17 protein-coding genes and 1 other RNA gene are annotated in these 18,026 nt (G+C 70.1%); 13 read left to right on the plus strand and 5 right to left on the minus strand.

The genetic code is table 11. The annotated features are described in order from the left end of the window. Nucleotides 1–53: 53 nt before the first annotated feature. Genes ACOJVU_RS01350 through ACOJVU_RS01365 form a run of 4 tightly spaced genes read left to right on the plus strand, consistent with a single transcriptional unit; the run spans nt 54 to nt 2,864 of the window. Nucleotides 54–1,172 carry an epoxide hydrolase family protein gene (locus ACOJVU_RS01350; protein ID WP_421528159.1) on the plus strand — a complete coding sequence of 373 codons (1,119 nt, stop codon included), beginning with the start codon at nt 54–56 and terminating at the stop codon, nt 1,170–1,172. Nucleotides 1,173–1,229: 57 nt separating this feature from the next. Then, nucleotides 1,230–1,472 (plus strand): type II toxin-antitoxin system VapB family antitoxin, encoded by a 243-nt coding sequence (locus tag ACOJVU_RS01355; protein WP_407689549.1) that lies wholly within the window; start codon nt 1,230–1,232, stop codon nt 1,470–1,472. Next, nucleotides 1,469–1,906, plus strand: coding sequence for a type II toxin-antitoxin system VapC family toxin (locus ACOJVU_RS01360; protein ID WP_421528122.1), 438 nt, complete (start codon nt 1,469–1,471; stop codon nt 1,904–1,906). The genes ACOJVU_RS01355 and ACOJVU_RS01360 overlap by 4 nt, the downstream gene beginning before the upstream one ends. A 19-nt stretch (nt 1,907–1,925) precedes the next feature. Further along, nucleotides 1,926–2,864, plus strand: coding sequence for a cobalamin biosynthesis protein (locus ACOJVU_RS01365; RefSeq protein ID WP_421528123.1), 939 nt, complete (start codon nt 1,926–1,928; stop codon nt 2,862–2,864). Here the strand turns inward: ACOJVU_RS01365 and ACOJVU_RS01370 are convergent. From ACOJVU_RS01370 to ACOJVU_RS01380, 3 genes are read right to left on the minus strand one after another with little or no spacing between them, the layout of a single operon-like run. Next, nucleotides 2,846–3,688, minus strand: a complete 843-nt coding sequence (locus ACOJVU_RS01370) for an SURF1 family protein (protein ID WP_421528124.1) — start codon at nt 3,686–3,688, stop codon at nt 2,846–2,848. The two genes, ACOJVU_RS01365 and ACOJVU_RS01370, sit on opposite strands and share 19 nt — an antisense overlap. Further along, entirely contained in the window at nt 3,688–4,185 is a 498-nt protein-coding gene (locus tag ACOJVU_RS01375) for a low molecular weight protein-tyrosine-phosphatase (RefSeq protein WP_421528125.1), read from the minus strand. The genes ACOJVU_RS01370 and ACOJVU_RS01375 overlap by 1 nt, the downstream gene beginning before the upstream one ends. Next, on the minus strand, nt 4,178–4,825 hold the full coding sequence (locus ACOJVU_RS01380; protein WP_421528160.1) for an HAD-IA family hydrolase: 648 nt from the start codon (nt 4,823–4,825) through the stop codon (nt 4,178–4,180). Before ACOJVU_RS01380 ends, ACOJVU_RS01375 begins: the two co-directional genes overlap by 8 nt. A gap of 87 nt (nt 4,826–4,912) precedes the next feature. Between ACOJVU_RS01380 and cobC the strand changes: the two genes are divergently transcribed. The 6 genes from cobC (at nt 4,913) to rnpB (ending at nt 10,341) form a co-directional block, all read left to right on the plus strand. Further along, a complete protein-coding gene (gene cobC / locus ACOJVU_RS01385) occupies nt 4,913–5,959 on the plus strand; it encodes an Rv2231c family pyridoxal phosphate-dependent protein CobC (RefSeq protein ID WP_421528126.1) in 1,047 nt (348 codons plus the stop codon). After that, nucleotides 5,956–7,104, plus strand: coding sequence for a Nif3-like dinuclear metal center hexameric protein (locus ACOJVU_RS01390; protein ID WP_421528127.1), 1,149 nt, complete (start codon nt 5,956–5,958; stop codon nt 7,102–7,104). Before cobC ends, ACOJVU_RS01390 begins: the two co-directional genes overlap by 4 nt. Next, nucleotides 7,101–7,838, plus strand: coding sequence for a zinc ribbon domain-containing protein (locus ACOJVU_RS01395; RefSeq protein ID WP_421528128.1), 738 nt, complete (start codon nt 7,101–7,103; stop codon nt 7,836–7,838). Before ACOJVU_RS01390 ends, ACOJVU_RS01395 begins: the two co-directional genes overlap by 4 nt. Further along, entirely contained in the window at nt 7,835–8,956 is a 1,122-nt protein-coding gene (locus tag ACOJVU_RS01400) for a bifunctional RNase H/acid phosphatase (RefSeq protein WP_421528129.1), read from the plus strand. The genes ACOJVU_RS01395 and ACOJVU_RS01400 overlap by 4 nt, the downstream gene beginning before the upstream one ends. A gap of 281 nt (nt 8,957–9,237) precedes the next feature. Further along, nucleotides 9,238–9,879 carry a class I SAM-dependent methyltransferase gene (locus ACOJVU_RS01405; protein ID WP_421528130.1) on the plus strand — a complete coding sequence of 214 codons (642 nt, stop codon included), beginning with the start codon at nt 9,238–9,240 and terminating at the stop codon, nt 9,877–9,879. Between the two features lie 58 nt (nt 9,880–9,937). Continuing rightward, nucleotides 9,938–10,341: RNase P RNA component class A (gene rnpB / locus ACOJVU_RS01410), an RNA gene on the plus strand. Nucleotides 10,342–10,364: 23 nt separating this feature from the next. Here rnpB and ACOJVU_RS01415 read toward each other — a convergent pair. Together ACOJVU_RS01415 and panB are read right to left on the minus strand one after the other, a co-directional pair. After that, nucleotides 10,365–11,882: a CHAD domain-containing protein gene (locus tag ACOJVU_RS01415; protein ID WP_421528131.1), complete on the minus strand. Its 1,518-nt coding sequence runs from the start codon at nt 11,880–11,882 to the stop codon at nt 10,365–10,367. Between the two features lie 345 nt (nt 11,883–12,227). After that, entirely contained in the window at nt 12,228–13,073 is an 846-nt protein-coding gene (gene panB, locus ACOJVU_RS01420; protein WP_421528132.1) for a 3-methyl-2-oxobutanoate hydroxymethyltransferase, read from the minus strand. A gap of 233 nt (nt 13,074–13,306) precedes the next feature. Between panB and ACOJVU_RS01425 the strand changes: the two genes are divergently transcribed. From ACOJVU_RS01425 to glnA, 3 genes are all read left to right on the plus strand, one after another. Next, nucleotides 13,307–14,869, plus strand: coding sequence for an alpha/beta hydrolase (locus ACOJVU_RS01425; protein ID WP_421528133.1), 1,563 nt, complete (start codon nt 13,307–13,309; stop codon nt 14,867–14,869). Between the two features lie 147 nt (nt 14,870–15,016). Next, a complete protein-coding gene (locus tag ACOJVU_RS01430) occupies nt 15,017–16,567 on the plus strand; it encodes an alpha/beta hydrolase (protein ID WP_421528161.1) in 1,551 nt (516 codons plus the stop codon). A 101-nt stretch (nt 16,568–16,668) separates the two neighbouring features. Then, complete coding sequence (gene glnA, locus ACOJVU_RS01435) at nt 16,669–18,009, plus strand: type I glutamate--ammonia ligase (protein ID WP_421528134.1); 1,341 nt, start codon at nt 16,669–16,671, stop codon at nt 18,007–18,009. Nucleotides 18,010–18,026: the final 17 nt, after the last annotated feature.

Here is an 18,026-nt window from a genome sequence, read left to right on the forward strand (position 1 = left end):
ATACCGTCCGCGCCCACCAGCGCGATGCGACGATGACGAGGGGCGGTGAGGCCGTGCAACCGTTCCGCATCGACATTTCCGACGATGTCCTGCAGGACCTGCGCACGCGCCTGGCGCGCACCCGCTGGCCCGAGGGCGAATGTGTGCACGACTGGAGCCAGGGCATCCCGTTGGATTACACCCGGGCGCTGGCCGGTTACTGGGCCGACGGATACGACTGGCGCTCCCGCGAGGCCGCGCTGAACCGCTTCGAGCAGTTCACCACCGAGATCGACGGCCTGGGCATCCATTTCATCCATCAGCGCTCGTTGCACGAGGACGCGTTCCCGCTGCTGATCACCCACGGCTGGCCCGGCTCGGTCGTGGAGTTCCAGAAGGTGATCGGGCCGTTGACCAACCCGGCGTCCGGGCGCGCCGAGGACGCGTTTCACGTGGTGTGCCCGTCGCTTCCGGGTTACGGATTCTCCGGGAAACCCAGCAGCACCGGGTGGGGCGTCGAGCGGATCGCGCAGGCGTGGGAGACGCTGATGGGCCGCCTCGGCTACCAGCGGTACGGCGCGCAGGGGGGCGACTGGGGCGCGGCCGTCACCACCCAGATCGGCCGGAATCGCGGCCGCTGCGCCGCCATCCACCTCAACATGCCGATCGGGCGGCCGACCGCCGCGGCGCTGGAGAACCCCACCGAAGAGGAGCGGCGGGCCCTGGCCGCGCTGGCCGAGCACCGCAAGTGGGGCACCGGCTACTCCACGCAGCAGTCCACCCGGCCGCAGACGCTGGGCTATGGGCTCCTCGATTCGCCGGTAGGCCAGCTGGCGTGGATCGTGGAGAAGTTCTGGGCCTGGATGGATTGCGACGGCAACCCGGAGAACGTGCTGACGCGAGACGAGCTGCTGGACAACGTCATGGTGTACTGGGTGACCGGCACGGCCGCCTCCTCGGCCCGTCTGTACTGGGAGAGTTTCCGGTCCTGGGGCAACCTGGATCGTGTCGAATTGCCCACGGGCGTCGCGGCTTTCCCTGGTGAGCTGTTGAAGCCGCCGCGGTCCTGGTGCGAACCCGTCTACAACATCACGCACTGGACGGCCATGCCGCGCGGCGGGCATTTCGCCGCGTTCGAACAGCCGGAGCTGTTCGTCGACGACGTCCGCGCGTTCTTCGCCACCGTTCGCTGAGCGGCCCCGGTGCCCGACGGGATATGGCTGTATGGCTGAACTGATAAGGTCAGCCATATGAAGACCACCGTGAATCTCCCGGACGAGCTGTTACGCGAGGCGCAACAACTCGCCCGCCGGGAGCAGACGACGTTGCGGGAGTTGATCGAGAGCGGCCTGCGCGCGGTGATCAAGCAGCGCTCCGGTGCCGAGTCTTTCGTACTCACCGACGCCAGCGTCGACGGGCAGGGCTTGCAGCCGGCGTTCCGCGGCGCCTCGTGGGAGAAAATCCGCGACGAGATCTACGCCAACCCGGCATGATCGCCGTCGACACCAATATCTTGGTCTATGCCCATCGGAGGGACTCCGAGTTTCACTCGGCCGCGTCCGCACGTATCAAGACCCTTGCCGAAGGCAAATCCGCATGGGCGGTTCCCTGGCCATGCCTGCACGAATTCTTCGCGATAAGCACACACCCGAAGATCTACAGCCCGCCGAGTTCGCAGAGTCAAGCCATCGCACAAGTCGATGCGTGGCTGGAATCGCCTTCCCTGTCCGTGCTCGGCGAGCCCGCGGGCTACTGGCAACGGCTCAAGACGATGCTCGCTGCCGGGAAGGTCATCGGCTCGATGGTGCACGACGCGCACATAGCGGCATTGTGCGCGGGGCACGGCGTGCGCGAATTATGGTCCGCTGACCGTGATTTCGGCAGGTTCGGCTCCGCAGTCGTGGTGAGGAACCCGTTGGTTGGCTAACGGCAGAAACCCTCGCCACATGCGGATTACCCGCAGTTCCGGCGTGCTGGCCGGCTATCTGGCCGACGTCGTCCTGGGCGACCCGAAGCGCGGTCATCCCGTTGCCCTGTTCGGCGGAGCCGCGGCCCGGTTGGAGCGGGTGAGCTACCGCGACAGCAGGGTTGCGGGGGCAGCTCACGTGGGCGTGCTGCTCGCCGCGGTGAGCGCGCTGGGCGCGGCCGCGGGCCGGGCCGGCGACCGCGGCGGCCGGGCCGGGGCGATCGCGACCACCGCGGCGGCCACCTGGGTGGCCCTGGGGGGAACATCGCTGACGCGCACCGGCCTGCACATGTCGGGGCTGCTGGATCGCGGCGACGTCGACGCCGCGCGGGCGCTGTTGCCGGCGCTCTGCGGGCGCGACCCGGCCGCGTTGGATGTGGCGGGCCTGACGCGCGCGGCGCTCGAGTCGGTCGCCGAGAACACTTCCGACGCCGCGGTCGCCCCGCTGCTGTGGGCGGCGGCGGGCGGCGCGCCCGCGGTGCTGGCCTACCGGGCCGTCAACACCCTGGATTCGATGATCGGCTACCGCTCGTCGCGTTACTCCCGGTTCGGTTGGGCCGCAGCGCGATTGGACGATGCGGCGAACTATGGCGCGGCGCGGGTGACCGCCGCTCTGGTGGTGGCGTGCGCGCCGCTGGTGGGCGGATCGCCGTCGGGTGCGGCGCGGGCATGGCGCCGCGACGCCGCCGCCCACCCCAGCCCCAACGCCGGCGTGGTCGAGGCGGCCTTCGCCGGGGCGCTGGGCGTGCGGCTCGGCGGGCCCACCCGGTATCGGCACGAGCTGGAGGTGCGGCCCTCTCTCGGAGACGGCCGGGAGCCCGGCGTGGCCGACCTGCGCCGCGCGGTGGCGCTGTCGTCGGTGCTGCAGGCGGCCGCGGCAGCCCTCGCCGCGGCGTTGGCCTACCGCCGACGGCCGTAGCGGTCGGCGAGTTTCTCCTCGACGGTCTGCGGGGGCGGTGGTGCCGCGCCGGCCGGCGGCGTCTGTTGCTGCCTTTCCCGGCGGCGGGCCCGCAGCTCGGCGTAGACGAAGTAGCCCAGACCGATCGGCGCGAGGATGCCGAACGAGATCCACTGGATGCCGTAGGACAGGAACGGCCCGGCATCCAGATGTGGAATGCCGACGACGCCGAGCCCGCCGGGCTGGTCCTCGACCAGCTGCAGGTACGACCCGGCCAGCGTGACCCCGGTCAGTGTGGCGACCTGCTCGGTGTTGATCGAATACACTTGCTCGAAGCCGTCTTTGACGAACGGCGCCTTGTCCCGGGCGACCGGTTCGGAGTCGCGAAGGCGTGCCGTGATGGTCACGGTCTGCTGCGGTGCCGGGGGGATCGGGGGCACGTGCGAGCCCTGCTCGGGTCGCACGTAGCCGCGGTCGACCAGGACGGTGGGCCCGTCGTCGACGGCGAACGGTGCGAGCACCTCGAACGCCGGATCGCCCTCGACGACGCGCAGCCGGGCCAGCACCCGAACGTCGGCCAGATAGTGCCCGGTCGCCGTCACCCCGCGCCACTGCGCGTCGGGTGCCGACGAATCCTGATGCGGCAGCAGTGTTGTCACAGGCACCGGGGCGGTGTTGAGGGACTGCTCGATCTGGTGGTTCTCCCGCGTGGTCCTGCTGTTCTTTCCCAGCTGCCACGGCGCGAGCACGGTGAAGCACAGGTAGGTGAAGGCGATGACCACCAGGGCCAGCGCTATCCAGCCCGGCCGCAGCAGGAACGCCAGGCCCCGCGCCACACGAGGCATCAGCCCGGTCCGTTCCGCGCGAGCCGGTCGTCGACCCAGGCGTGCAGGCCGGGCAGGGCGGCCTCGATGACGGTGTAGACGGCCTCGAAGTCCTCGTGATCGCCGTAGTAAGGGTCCTCGACGTCGGGCGTGTGAGCGCCCGATCGCGGGTCGAATGATCGCAGCATCCGCAGCCGCTGCGGCTCCACGCCCAGGTGTTGGAGCATCCGCAGATGGTTGCGGCTCATGGCCACCACCAGATCGGCCGCCAAGTGTTCGGGGCCGACCTGGGCGGCGCGGTGGTCGGTGGGGATGCCGTGATCGCGCAGGACGCGGGCCGCCCGCGGGTCGGCACTGCTGCCGACGTGCCAGTCGCCGGTGCCCGCGCTGCTCACCCGCACCTCCTCGCCCAGGCCGCGGCGCCGCAGCTGGTCGGCGAACATCTTGTCGGCCATCACCGAGCGGCAGATGTTGCCGGTACAGACGAACGTGACGTGCAGCGGCTCGCGGTCAGACACCCAGCACCCTCCGCAGCTCGGCCACCGTCGCCGCGTGCGTGGCACCCTCGCCCAACCCGCCAGGGAAGTCGGACTGCCCGTAGCCCCAGCCCACCACCACGGTGTCGATGCCGTGGTCGGCGGCGCCGGCGACGTCGTGGCTACGGTCGCCCACCATCAGCACGCGCTCGGGCAGCGGCGCCAGCTGCGCCAGCGCGTGGGCCAGGACGTCGGCCTTGGTGCTGCGCGAACCGTCCGTGCTGGCTCCCGCGATCACCTCGAAGTACTCGTCGAGCCCGAAGTGGGCGAGGATGCGCCGGGCCGTCGGCTCGGCCTTGGAAGTGGCCACGGCCAGCCGGACGCCGGCCGCGCGCAGATCGGCCAGCAGCGGTTCGATGCCGTCGAACAGGCTGTTCATCGCCCAGCCCCGCGCGGCGTAGTCGCTGTAGTAGGCAGCGATCGCCTCCTCGGTGTCCTCGCCGAGGCCCAGCGTGCGCAGCGTGGCGTGCATCGGCGGGCCGACGAGCCGGGCGGCCAGGTCACCGTCGGGCACTGCGGCGCCGACCCGTTCCAGGGCGTGCCGGAAGCTGGCCGCGATCCCCTCCGCGGAATCGGTCAGCGTGCCGTCGAGGTCGAAGATCACCAGCTGCGCCATCACCATGCTGCGAGTCACCCGACCATTGTCCCTGATTCCGGTTGTCCCCGACGTTGCTGCGGCCTGCCACGACGGACCACTAGTGTTTCACGGATGGCGAGTCTGCAGCCGAGCACGCCTGCGGCGGCGCGCTACCACGGTGATGAGGCCGTCGCTCCCGGGATGCTCGATTTCGCCGTGAACGTCCGCGGCGCGCGGCCGCCGCAGTGGCTGGTGCGGCGGCTGGCTCAGCGGCTGGACGACCTGGCCCGGTACCCCGGCTCCGACGACGTGCACCGCGCGCAGGACGCGGTGGCCCGCCGGCACGGCCGCGCCCGCGACGAGGTCCTGCCGCTGGCCGGTGCGGCGGAGGCCTTCGCGCTGTTGAGCAACCTGCGTCCGGCCTGCGCGGTGGTCGTGGCGCCCTCGTTCACCGAGCCGGCGGCGGCCTTGACCGCGGCCGGGGTGCCGGTGCACCACGTCGTGCTCGAGCCGCCGTTCACCCTGGTCGGCGTGCGGCCACCGGAGGACGCCGACCTGGTCGTGGTGGGCAATCCCACCAACCCGACCTCGGTGCTGCACACCCGCGAGCAGCTGCTGGCCTGGCGCCGGCCCGGGCGGATCCTGGTGGTCGACGAGGCGTTCGCCGACGCGGTGCCCGGTGAGCCGGAGTCGCTGGCCGGCGAATCGCTGCCCGACGTGCTGGTGCTGCGCAGCCTGACCAAGACGTGGGCGCTGGCCGGGTTGCGGGTGGGCTACGCGCTCGGCGCGCCGGGGCTGTTGGCGCGGCTGAGCGCGCAGCGGGCACACTGGCCGGTGGGAACTTTGCAGCTGACCGCGATCGCGGCCTGCTGTGATCCGACGGCGGTCGCCGACGCGGAGGCGCAGGCGGTGCGGCTGGCGGGGTGCCGCGCCGACATGGCCGCCGGTCTGAAAGCGGTGGGTGCCCAGGTGCTCCCCGGCCGGGGGCCGTTCGTCCTGTTCCGGCACCCGGATGGTGTCTGGATACGAGAAGCGTTGAGAGGCAAGGGGATTGCCATCCGCCGCTGTGATACATTCGTCGGCTTGGACGAGCGCTACCTGCGGGCGGCGGTGCGCCGCGAGTGGCCGCTGCTGGTCCAGGCCATCTCGGAGGCGACGACGAACGGGGATTATCGGTGAGCGTACGACTGTCCCACGTCATCGACGTGCTCGACGAGGCCTACCCGCCACGCCTGGCCCAATCGTGGGATTCGGTGGGGCTGGTGTGCGGTGACCCCGACGACACGCTGACATCGGTGACCGTCGCGGTGGATGCCACGCCCGCTGTCGTCGACGAGGTACCCGCCGGCGGGCTGCTGCTGGCGCATCACCCGCTGCTGCTGCGCGGGGTCGACACGGTGGCGGCCAGTACGCCCAAGGGTGCGCTGGTGCACCGCCTGATCCGGACCGGGCGTTCCCTGTTCACCGCCCACACCAACGCCGACTCGGCGTCGCCGGGGGTGTCCGACGCGCTGGCCTGCGCCCTGGGCATGACCGTCGAAGCCGTGCTCGAGCCGGTGGCGGTTCACGCCGATCTGGACAAGTGGATCGTCTACGTGCCGCGGGAGAACGCCGAGGCGGTGCAGGCCGCCGTGTTCGATGCCGGCGCGGGTCACATCGGCGACTATTCGCACTGCAGCTGGAGCGTCGGCGGCATCGGGCAGTTCCTGCCGCACGAGGGCGCCTCGCCCGCGATCGGCAGCATCGGCGCCGTCGAGCGGGTCGCCGAAGACCGGATCGAGTTCATCGCCCCCGCGCGGCTGCGGGCCGGGGTGGGCGCGGCGATGCGCGCCGCCCACCCCTACGAGGAGCCGGCCTTCGACATCTTCGCCCTGCAGCCCGCGCCGGGCGACGCCGGGCTGGGCCGTGTGGGCACGCTACCGGAGCCGGAGTCGCTGCGTCACTTTGTATCTCGGGTCGGCGACGCGTTGCCGCAGACCACCTGGGGCGTACGCGCCGCGGGTGACCCCGACATGGCCGTGTCGCGCGTGGCCGTCTGCGGCGGCGCCGGGGACTCGCTCCTGGCCGCCGTGGCGGCCGCCGGAGTTCAGGCCTACGTCACGGCCGACCTGCGGCACCATCCGTCCGACGAGCACCGCCGGGCCTCGGACGTGGCCCTGATCGACGTGTCGCACTGGGCCAGCGAATTCCCCTGGTGTGACCAGGCCGCCGGCCTGTTGCGAACCCGGTTCGGGGCCGCGTTGCAGGTGCGGGTGTGCGGCATTCGCACCGACCCCTGGAACATGGGGCATCTTGGCGACGAGGCCGGGAGGGATCAGCCATGAAAGCCGAAGTGACGCAGCAGCTCTCGCTGCTCGAATTGTCGCAGCTGGACGCCGAACTGTCCCGGCTCGCGCACCGGTCCGGCCACCTGCCCCAGCAGGCGGAATGCGACCGGATGCGAAGCGAACGCGACGCCGCGCGGGACCGGGCCGCCGCCGTCGCGATCGCGCTGCACGACGTGGACGCGCGGGTGACCCGGCTCGAAGCGGAGGTCGAATCGGTGCGACAGCGCGAGAACCGCGACCGCTCGCTGCTGGCCTCGGGTGCCACGGACGCCAAGCAGCTGTCCGACATCCAGCATGAACTCGAGATGCTGGAACGCCGGCAGGCGAGCCTGGAAGATTCGCTGCTGGAGGCGATGGAGCAACGCGAGGAGTTGCAGGCTCAGCTGGACACCGAGACGACCGCGGCGGATGCGCTGCACGCCGAGTTGGCGGGCGCCGAGCAGGCCCTCGCCACCGCTCGCACTGAGATCGCCGAGGCCCGCCGGGTTCATGTGTCGCGGCGCGAGCAGCTGACCGCGGCGCTGGACCCCGCGCTGTCCGACCTCTACGAGCGGCAGCGCGCCGGGGGCGGGCCGGGCGCCGGGCCGCTGCTCGGCCGCCGCTGCGGCGCCTGCCGCCTCGAGATCGACCGCGGGGAGATGTCGCGCATCACCGCCGCTCCCGAGGACGAGTTGATGCGCTGCCCGGAGTGCGGTGCGATCCTGCTGCGGGTCAAGGGCGTCGAGCAGTGAAGGTCGTCATCGAAGCCGACGGCGGGTCGCGCGGCAACCCCGGTCCGGCCGGATACGGCGCGGTGGTGTACAGCGCGGACCGTTCCACCGTGCTGGCCGAGGCCAAACGCGCGATCGGCCGGGCGACCAACAACGTCGCCGAGTACCGGGGCCTGATTGCGGGTTTGGCGGGCGCCCTGGAACTGGGTGCCACCGAGGCCGCGGTCTTCCTGGACTCCAAACTGCTGGTGGAGCAGATGTCGGGGCGGTGGAAGGTCAAGCACCCCGACCTCAAGGAACTGCACGCGGAGGCGCGCGCGCTGGCGTCGCGGTTCGACCGGGTCCGTTACAGCTGGATCCCGCGGGAGCGCAACGCGCACGCCGACCGATTGGCCAACGAGGCGATGGACGGGGCGTCGGACCCGCCGGTCGCCGACCTGCCGTGCGCCGATCCGGCGAGAACCGCCGATCCGGCGAAAACCGCTGCGGCCCAGGCCGCGAGCGCACCGCGATGGACCGGCACGCGCGGCGTGCCGACCAGGTTACTGCTGCTGAGGCACGGTCAGACCGAACTCTCGGCGCAGCGCCGCTATTCGGGCCGCGGTAACCCCGCGTTGACCGAGGTGGGCCGGCGGCAGGCCGGCGCCGCCGCACGGTACCTGGCGCAACGCGGCGGGATCGCGGCGGTGTTTTCCTCGCCGCTGCAGCGCGCGTACGACACCGCGTCGGCGGCGGCCAAGGAGCTGGCCCTGGATGTGACCGTCGACGACGACCTCGTCGAAACCGATTTCGGGGACTGGGAGGGATTGACGTTCTCTGAAGCGGCGCAGCGTGATTCGGCTCTGCATCGCCGGTGGCTGCAAGACGCCGGTGCCTGTCCGCCCGGCGGTGAGAATTTCGAGGCCGTGCTCGAGCGGGCGGCACGGGTGCGCGAACGCCTTGTCGCCGCGCACGAAGGGGACACCGTGCTGGTCGTCTCGCACGTGACGCCGATCAAGATGCTGCTGCGGCTCGCGCTGGATGCGGGGCCCGGAATCCTGTACCGACTGCACCTTGATCTCGCGTCGTTGAGCATCGCCGAGTTCTACTCCGACGGAGGATCTACGGTGCGTCTGGTCAACCAGACGGCCTACCTGTAGCCGGTCGCGCGAGGCGTTGAAAGTGAAACCGGGGCGGCGACACGCCGAAGATCACCGCCCTGGGTTCACACCGAAACCGGGGGCAGCGGCTGACTTATCGTGATCGCGCCCTCGGGGCAGTTGCGTGCGGTGTCGGCCGCCTGCTAATAACTCGCGCAGCGCCTTGTACGTCGGCTGCGGCTCCGCCAGACCCTTCGCCGTCTGGTCGACGAATCCGTTGGCTTCTGTCATCCGGTCAGCGTGGCACCACGCGGCCCCGTGGGCAATGGCATGCTCGCGGTATGGCCCACTCACACGACAACGACGACAGAGCCCAAGACGCACGCCAGTTCTGGGAAGAGCGCTACAGCTCGTCCGGGAGGACGTGGAGCGGGCGCGTCAATGCCCAACTCGCCGCGGCGGCGGCCGACCTGCCGCCGGGCCGGGCCCTGGATCTCGGCAGCGGCGAGGGCGCCGACGCGCTGTGGCTTGCCGAACGCGGCTGGCGGGTGCTGGCCGTCGACGTCTCGGAGACCGCGCTGCGGCGCGCCGCCGATGCGGCGGCCAAGCGAAACCTGCAGGAATACATTGACGTTGAATGCCACGACCTCAACGAGAGTTTCCCGGACGGGACGTTTGACCTGGTGTCGGCCCAATATCTGCACTCGCCTGCGCGACTGGACCGCGAGGCGGTGCTGCGGCGGGCGGCCGATCACGTCGCACCCGGCGGGGTGCTGCTGATCGTGGACCACGGCGAAGCCCCACCCTGGGCCAAAGAGCACCTGCACCGGTTTCCCGGAATCGAGGAGGTGCTGGCGTCGTTGGGTCTGGACGCTACCTGGACGCGGCTGCGGGCCGAGCAGGTCGAGCGGGAAACGCTCGGCCCCGACGGTCAGCCCGCGACCCTGGTCGACAACGTGATGGTTCTGCGGAAAGCCGCATAGGCCGGGCGGCGGTTGCTGGCACCGGCGTGGCTCAGCGGGTACCGTGACTGGTCGCGGACGAGTTGGCCGGGCGGCCGCGGATCGCCGCGAGGCGGTTCGAGGAAAGTCCGGACTTCACAGAGCAGGGTGATTGCCAACGGCAATCCGAGGTGACTCGCGGGACAGTGCCACAGAAAACAAACCGCCACCCTCGCGGTGGTAAGGGTGAAACGGTGCGGTAAGAGCGCACCAGCATCCCGGGTGACCGGGGTGGCTAGGCAAACCCCACCCGAAGCAAGGTCAAGAAGGCCGCACCGTAAGGTGCGGCCGCGCAGGCGTTCGAGGGTTGCTCGCCCGAGCCTGCGGGTAGACCGCTCGAGGCACCCGGCGACGGTGTGTCCAGATGGATGGTCGCCGCCCTGCCGCCGCGGCTCACGCCGCGGCGGCAGGGAACAGAATCCGGCTTACAGGCCAACTCGTCCGCCCGCCTTCGCGGCCGGCGCGGCTCAGCGTTGCGCTTTGCGCACCGACTTGTCGAGTTGACGCAGCGCGTCGTCGAGCTGCCGCTCGCACATCTTGGCCAGGTCGGTCTCCTGCTGGTAGAGCAGGCCGTAGGTGAAGGTGTCCTCCCCGGCGGCATGCGCGGCGTCGGCCTGCGCCAGCAGGTGTTCGCGGCTGACCACGCTGTCCTGGTGCTCGCCCAGCAGCGTCTGGATCGCCTTCGCCCGCTCGGACACCTCCGCCGCGCCGGTCGCGGCCCCGGTGTAGCGGAGCCGCTTGGCGCGCTTGCGGATCCGGTGCAGTGCTTCGTCGCGATGCTCCTCGGGAGCCCGGGCGGCCGTCTTGGCGGCCCTGCGCACCTTCTGGTAGGCCGCGTCGATGGTCACCGCCGCGGCTGCCCGGCCGGCCGCGGGGGCAGGGGGATGGGCCACCACCGCGTCCAGGGCGTCGAGCAGGCGGAAGTAGCGCGGCGATCGCATCGCGGCCAGGGATCGCCGCAACCCGGCCTGATAGCGGCGGTGGGCGCCGTCGATCAGACGTGTGCGGATCCCGCCGCGCACCAGTTCGGGCGTCAGCGCGTCCAGCGCCAGGCGGTACCGCGCACCGAGCACCTCGGCGTCGCGGGCGCCGCCCAGCACGTTGCCGAGCTCCTGCAGCTCGCCGAGCACCCACGCGTCGGCGGACGACGCGAACTCCGCCGACTCACCGAGGAGGCTGCGGATCTTGCGGATGGTCACCCGCATCTGGTGCACGGCGTCGTCGCCGTCGGCCCGGACGGCCCGATCCCACACCAGCAGCGCGCCGACCTGCTCGGCCACCGCGCGGTGGACGGGGTCGGCGGGCAGCCGGGTGTCGTTGGGCTGCACGCTCGGGCCGAGCACCCGGGCCAGCTTGGAGGCGTGGCCGGCGGGTGCGGCGCCGGCGTCGAGCAGTCGATTGCCCAGCCGGGTCAGCAGCTCGGCGTCGGGGGCCCGGCTCGTCGTGACGAGTTCGAGTTCCCATTCGCGCCACTCTTGTTCGGAAGGCTGCGCGGCAGGTGCGGCGCCGATCGACCACGCGGTGACGTGATCGTTGCTGAACTCCGCGAGGGGGGCGCCGTCGGCGCCGTAGAGCACCTGGGTCTCGCGTTCGGTGGAGATGCGCGCGACCGGTTCGAGGGGGTGGTCGCGCACGATGGCCAGCACGATGTCGAGCAACTCACCCGGCACGGCTTCCCTTCCGGCCTCGCCGTTCGGGGACTCCAGTGGCACGCGGACCTCGGTGCGGGCGTCGGGCCCGGTCGGCAACTTCAGGTGCCAGCCCGCGTCGGAACCCCCGGTGCGGCGCCGCAGGGTGATCTTGTTGCGCGCCAGGCCCTGGGCAGGGGTGTCGAAGTAGGTGGCGTCCAGCGACTGAGTCGGCGATTTCTCGACGCGCGCCACGGCGGTGATCCCGTCGAAGGAGGGCGACACCGCCGAGTCGGCGACGTCGAACTTGCGCTCCACCTCCAGGTAACGCGAGGCTTTGGGCGCTTGTGCAGGCATCTCGGCTCCGTGGCGGGCGTGGCGGCGCCATCGGGTATGGCGTGGACGGTGCTGAATTTACACGCAGCCGACGGGGTGGCAGCCGCGAATCCTGGCCGTGGGCCTCCCGCGCGCGCGGCTACGGGCGCAGGTGCGACGCCAGACCGTACAACCGGTGGATCGTCTGGATCTCGTTGTCCTGGAAGGGCCTGCCGTCCGGGCCCGGCAGGTGGTGGAACCATACTCTGGGGATCGCTCGGCACGGGCCCGCCGCAGCCACGGTCGGGGACATCGGCCGGGTAGGCGACCAGTCCGCAGACGTTCTTCCAGGCGCCCCTGCCGCGGTGCGACGCCCGCGAAGGTTGCTCAGAAGCTGTGTTGATCGCCGGGGAAGGTCCCCTCGGCCACCTCGTGCGCGTACTGCATTGCTGCGCGTCGCAACTCGGCCCCGACGTCGCCGAAGCGTTTGACGAACCGCGCGGTCCTGCCGCTGCTCAGCCCGGCCATGTCCTGCCAGACCAGGACTTGGCCGTCGCAGTTGGGGCCGGCCCCGATCCCGATCGTCGGGATGGTCAGCTTGCCGGTGATCTGGGTGGCCAGTTCCGCGGGCACCATCTCCATCACCACCGAGAACGCGCCCGCCTCGGCGACGGCGATGGCGTCAGCGACGGTCTGTTCGGCGGCATCCCCGCGGCCCTGCACCCGGAACCCGCCGAGGCTGTTGACGCTTTGCGGCGTGAAGCCGATGTGCGCCATCACCGGGATGCCCGCCGCGGTCAGGCACGCGATCTGTTCGGCGACCCGCTCGCCGCCCTCCAGTTTGACGGCGTGCGCACCGCCCTCCTTCATGAAGCGGGTGGCCGCGGCCAGCGCCGCGGCCGGCCCCGCCTCGTAGCTCCCGAACGGCAGGTCGGCGACCACCAGGGCGTGCTGGGCTCCCCGGGCCACGCCCCGCACCAGCGGGATCAGCTCGTCGATCGAGACAGGCACGGTGGTGTCGTATCCGTACACCACGTTCGCGGCCGAGTCGCCGACCAGCAACACCGGGATGCCGGCCTCGTCGAAAACCCGGGCGGTCGAGTAGTCGTAGACCGTGAGCATGGCCCACTTGTGGCCTTCGGCCTTCATCTTCTGCAGGTGGTGGGTGCGGATCTTGGCCAGCGGCCGCGCCGGCCCGGAAGGGGTTGCGCCATAGACGTTCTGTTCAGACATCGCTGTCCCCAGTGGTGGTCGGGTCGATCCTCGTGGCCTCAGTCGTTCGTGGCACTGGATGGTGCCTCGTGGCAACTGCGATCCCCGGGTTCGTCTGACCTCGCACATTCTGCCACTTCTTGCGCGCAGTCGCACCGCCGTGCCGGTGTGAGGCTCACCATGTTGCGTCCCCGCGGGATCGCCCACCGGCTGGCGTCGCTGACCGGCACCGTGTCCTGTCTCTGGCAGCATGGGTGGGCATGAGCATGCCTCGCCGCGAAAAGATCGCGCGCACGTTGCTGATCTGGACGACGATCGCCGCCGTGGCGCTTCTTCTCGCCGGCTGCCTGCGCGTCGTGGGCGGACGCGCCGTATTGGCGGGACCGAAGCTGGGCCAGGCGGTGGAGTGGACACCGTGCCGCACGGTGGGCGGGCCGGTCAAACTCCCCGGCGGCGCGCTGTGCGGCAGGCTGGCGGTGCCGGTCGACTACGACCATCTCGGCGGCGACGTCGCGACGCTGGCCATGATTCGCTTCCCCGCGACGGGGGACAAGATCGGTTCGCTGGTGATCAACCCCGGCGGCCCCGGCGAGTCCGGCATCGAAGCCGCGCTGGGCGTGGTCCAGTCGCTGCCCAAACGGGTACGCCAGCGGTTCGACCTGGTCGGGTTCGACCCGCGCGGGGTGGGATCCTCGCGGCCGGCCGTCTGGTGCAACTCCGACGCCGACAACGACCGACTGCGCATCGAGCCGGATGTCGACTACACACCGGCCGGCGTGGCCCGTATCCAGGACGAGACCAAACAATTCGTCGGTCGCTGCGTCGACAAGATGGGCCTGAATTTCCTGGCGAACGTCGGGACCGTCAACGTCGCCAGGGACCTGGACGCCATCCGCGCGGCGCTGGGCGACGACAAGCTGACCTACCTCGGTTACTCCTACGGCACCCGGATCGGCTCGGCGTACGCCGAGGCTTATCCGGAGAACGTGCGGGCGATGATCCTCGACGGCGCCGTCGACCCCAACGCCGACCCCATCGAGGCGGATCTGCGCCAGGCCAAGGGGTTTCAGGACGCGTTCAACGACTACGCCGCCGACTGCGCGAAGAAGCCGACCTGCCCGCTGGGCACGGACCCCGCCAAGGCCGTCGAGGTCTACCACAGCCTGGTCGACCCGCTGGTCGACCCGAACGACCCGATGATCGGCAGGCCTGCGCACACCAAGGATCCGCGGGGGTTGAGTTACAGCGACGCCATCGTGGGAACGATCATGGCGCTGTACTCGCCGACGCTGTGGCATCACCTGACCGAAGGCCTGACCGAGCTCAAGAGCGACCGCGGCGACACCCTGCTCGCTCTGGCAGACATGTACATGCGGCGCGACTCGCGCGGTCACTACACCAATGCCACCGATGCGCGAGTGGCGATCAACTGCGTCGACCAGCCGCCGATCAAGAACCGGGCCGAGGTCATCGAGGAGGACCGTCGCGCTCGCGAGATCGCCCCCTTCATGAGCTACGGAAAGTTCACGGGAGACGCCCCGCTGGGCACGTGCGCGTTCTGGCCGGTACCCCCCACCAGCACACCCCACACCATCTCGGTGCCCAACCTGGCTCCCACCGTGGTGGTGTCGACCACCCACGACCCGGCGACGCCCTACAAGGCCGGCGTCGATCTGGCGAAGGAGTTGCGCAGCTCGCTGCTCACCTTCGACGGGACCCAGCACACCGTCGTCTTCCAGGGCGACAGCTGCATCGACAATTACGTGACGGCATACCTCATCGGCGGGGACACGCCCCCGCGCGGCGCGAAGTGCTGAATCCCGCGCCGAATGTGAACTGGCGGCGATGTTTTGACTGATTTTTCGACCTGAGTTCACACTCGGCGCGGGGGATGGCGAGACCAAGGGATAGCGAGACCAAGGCGTAATCCTTTCGAGCCGCCACGGGTATCCGCGGCTGCGACGATAGCTGCCATGTCGCGCCTGAGATCATGGAGCTCGGCGCTGCTCTCGTTCGGACTCCTGCTCGGGTCGCAGTCCTCGGTCCTGCCGCTCGCCGGTGCTGCGCCGGAGCCCGGCGCCGGCCAGAACCCGAGTCCCGCGCCGCAGAACTGGGGCAGCTGCAACCTGTTTCTCAACGGCACCAGCGACGTTCCGGCCGGAGCGCGATGCGCTACCGTCGCGGTCCCCGTCGACTACCGCGACCCCGGGGGTGCGCAAGCCAAGCTGGCGGTGATCCGCGTGCCCGCCAGCGGCCAGCGGATCGGATCGCTACTGGTCAATCCCGGCGGGCCCGGGGCTTCGGCGGTGGACATGGTGGCCGCGATGGCCTCGGACCTGGAAGACACCGACATCGCGCGCCACTTCGACCTGGTGGGCTTCGACCCGCGGGGCGTGGGCCATTCGACTCCGGCGCTGCGATGTCGGACCGACGCCGAGTTCGACGCGTTCCGGCGCGAACCGATGGTCGATTACAGCCCGGCCGGTGTCGTCCACATCGAGCAGATCGAACAGCAGCTGGCCCAGCAGTGCGCGAACCGCATGGGCACGGCGTTCCTGGCCAACGTCGGCACGGTCTCGGCTGCGCGTGACATGGACATGGTCCGTCAGGCGCTGGGCGACAACCAGATCAACTACCTCGGCTACAGCTACGGCACCGAATTGGGCACCACCTACCTCGAAGCATTCCCGGATCGTGTGCGCGCGATGGTGCTCGACGGGGCCATCGACCCGACCGTCGGGCCGATCCAGGAAAACATCAGCCAAATGGCCGGATTCCAAACCGCTTTCAACGACTATGCCCTGAACTGCGCCCGCTCGCCGTCCTGTCCGCTGGGGACCGACCCAACCCAGTTCGTGAATCGCTACCACGCGCTGGTCGACCCGCTGGTGTTCAAGCCGGGCCGCACCGCGGACCCGCGCGGTCTCAGCTACGCCGACGCGACCACGGGAACCATCAACGCGCTGTACACCCCGGCCCACTGGAAGTATCTGACCAGCGGCCTGCGCGGGTTGCAGAACGGCGGCGACGCCGGTGATCTGCTGTTGCTGGCCGACGACTACGAGGGCCGCGACCGCAGCGGGCATTACGGTAACGACCAAGACGCGTTCAACGGGATTCGCTGTGTGGATTCGCCCACGTCGGCGGACTCGGCGAGCTGGGTTGCCGCCGATCAGCAGATCCGACGTGCGGCCCCTTTCCTGAGTTACGGGCCCTTCACCGGGACCGCCCCCCGCGATCTGTGCGCGCTGTGGCCGGTGCCGGCAACATCGGCCCCGCACACCGTGGCGGCCGTCGCGCCGGGCAAGGCCGTCGTGGTGTCAACGACGCACGACCCGGCAACTCCCTACCAGGCCGGGGTCAGCCTTGCCCATCAGCTGGGGGCACCGCTGATCACCTACGACGGCACCCAGCACACCGCGGTCTTCAATGGGGACCAGTGTGTGGACACCGCGGTGGTGCGTTATCTGCTCGGGGTGGCTCTGCCGCCGGCCTCGCTGGAGTGTCGCCCGTAGGCCCGTCCCGGCCGGCATGTCTGCACTTCGCAACGTTTCTGAGCGGGCATGGATCAACAGCGGTAACACAGAATTAACAGGGGTTGCATACTGTGCCAGATATGGATCGGCAGAAGGAATTCGTCCTGCGCACGCTCGAGGAGCGCGACATCCGTTTCGTGCGGCTCTGGTTCACCGACGTGCTCGGTTTCCTCAAATCGGTCGCCATCGCCCCGGCGGAACTGGAAGGCGCCTTCGAGGAGGGCATCGGCTTCGACGGATCCTCGATCGAGGGGTTCGCGCGGGTGTCGGAATCCGACACCGTGGCAATCCCGGACCCCTCGACGTTCCAGGTGCTGCCCTGGGCCACCCCGGCCGGCCACCACCACTCGGCGCGGATGTTCTGCGACATCACCATGCCGGACGGGTCGCAGTCATGGGCGGACCCGCGGCACGTGCTGCGCCGTCAGCTGCAGAAGGCCAACGACCTCGGCTTCTCCTGCTATGTGCATCCAGAGATCGAGTTCTTCTTGCTCAAGCCCGGATCCAATGACGGGTCGGTGCCCGTTCCCGTCGACAGCGCCGGCTATTTCGACCAGGCGGTCCACGACTCGGCCTCGAACTTCCGTCGGCACGCGATCGAGGCGCTGGAATTCATGGGCATCTCGGTGGAGTTCAGTCACCACGAAGGCGCGCCGGGCCAGCAGGAGATCGACCTGCGCTTCGCCGACGCGCTGTCGATGGCCGACAACGTGATGACGTTCCGCTATGTCATCAAGGAGGTGGCGATCGAGAACGGCGCGCGGGCGACGTTCATGCCCAAGCCTTTCGAGGAGCACCCCGGCTCGGCCATGCATACCCACATGAGCCTGTTCGAGGGCGACGTCAACGCCTTCCACAGCACCGAAGATCCCCTGCAGCTCTCGGATGTCGGCAAGTCGTTCATCGCCGGCATCCTCGAGCACGCATCGGAGTTCAGCGCGGTCACCAATCAGTGGGTCAACTCCTACAAGCGGCTGGTGGTGGGCGGCGAGGCGCCGACCACCGCGTCGTGGGGGGCGGCCAACCGGTCCGCCCTGGTGCGGGTGCCGATGTACACGCCGCACAAGACGTCCTCGCGGCGGATCGAGGTGCGCAGCCCGGACTCGGCGTGCAACCCGTATCTGGCTTTTGCGGTGCTGCTGGCCGCCGGGTTGCGCGGGGTGGAGAAGGGTTACGTGCTGGGGCCGCAGGCCGAGGACAACGTGTGGGACCTGACGCCCGAGGAACGCCGCACGATGGGCTACCGCGAGCTGCCCACCAGCCTCGACAGCGCGCTGCGGTGCATGGAGTCCTCCGAGCTCGTCGCGGAGACCCTCGGGGAGCATGTCTTCGATTTCTTCCTGCGCAACAAGCGCACCGAGTGGGCCAACTACCGCAGCCGGGTCACGCCCTACGAGCTGAGCACGTACTTGTCTCTGTAGCGCAGTGCGCCTGAGCA

Source organism: Mycobacterium sp. THU-M104 (assembly GCF_049197365.1).
GTDB lineage: Bacteria > Actinomycetota > Actinomycetes > Mycobacteriales > Mycobacteriaceae > Mycobacterium.

Excerpts from the sequence above, each read along its gene's own strand:
- ACOJVU_RS01355 (WP_407689549.1), top strand. The coding sequence starts at position 1,230 with ATGAAGACCACCGTGAATCTCCCGGACGAGCTGTTACGCGAGGCGCAA.
- ACOJVU_RS01360 (WP_421528122.1), top strand. The coding sequence starts at position 1,469 with ATGATCGCCGTCGACACCAATATCTTGGTCTATGCCCATCGGAGGGAC.
- ACOJVU_RS01365 (WP_421528123.1), top strand. The coding sequence starts at position 1,926 with ATGCGGATTACCCGCAGTTCCGGCGTGCTGGCCGGCTATCTGGCCGAC.
- ACOJVU_RS01370 (WP_421528124.1), bottom strand. The coding sequence starts at position 3,688 with ATGCCTCGTGTGGCGCGGGGCCTGGCGTTCCTGCTGCGGCCGGGCTGG.
- ACOJVU_RS01380 (WP_421528160.1), bottom strand. The coding sequence starts at position 4,825 with ATGGTGATGGCGCAGCTGGTGATCTTCGACCTCGACGGCACGCTGACC.
- cobC (WP_421528126.1), top strand. The coding sequence starts at position 4,913 with ATGGCGAGTCTGCAGCCGAGCACGCCTGCGGCGGCGCGCTACCACGGT.
- ACOJVU_RS01395 (WP_421528128.1), top strand. The coding sequence starts at position 7,101 with ATGAAAGCCGAAGTGACGCAGCAGCTCTCGCTGCTCGAATTGTCGCAG.
- ACOJVU_RS01405 (WP_421528130.1), top strand. The coding sequence starts at position 9,238 with ATGGCCCACTCACACGACAACGACGACAGAGCCCAAGACGCACGCCAG.
- ACOJVU_RS01415 (WP_421528131.1), bottom strand. The coding sequence starts at position 11,882 with ATGCCTGCACAAGCGCCCAAAGCCTCGCGTTACCTGGAGGTGGAGCGC.
- panB (WP_421528132.1), bottom strand. The coding sequence starts at position 13,073 with ATGTCTGAACAGAACGTCTATGGCGCAACCCCTTCCGGGCCGGCGCGG.
- glnA (WP_421528134.1), top strand. The coding sequence starts at position 16,669 with ATGGATCGGCAGAAGGAATTCGTCCTGCGCACGCTCGAGGAGCGCGAC.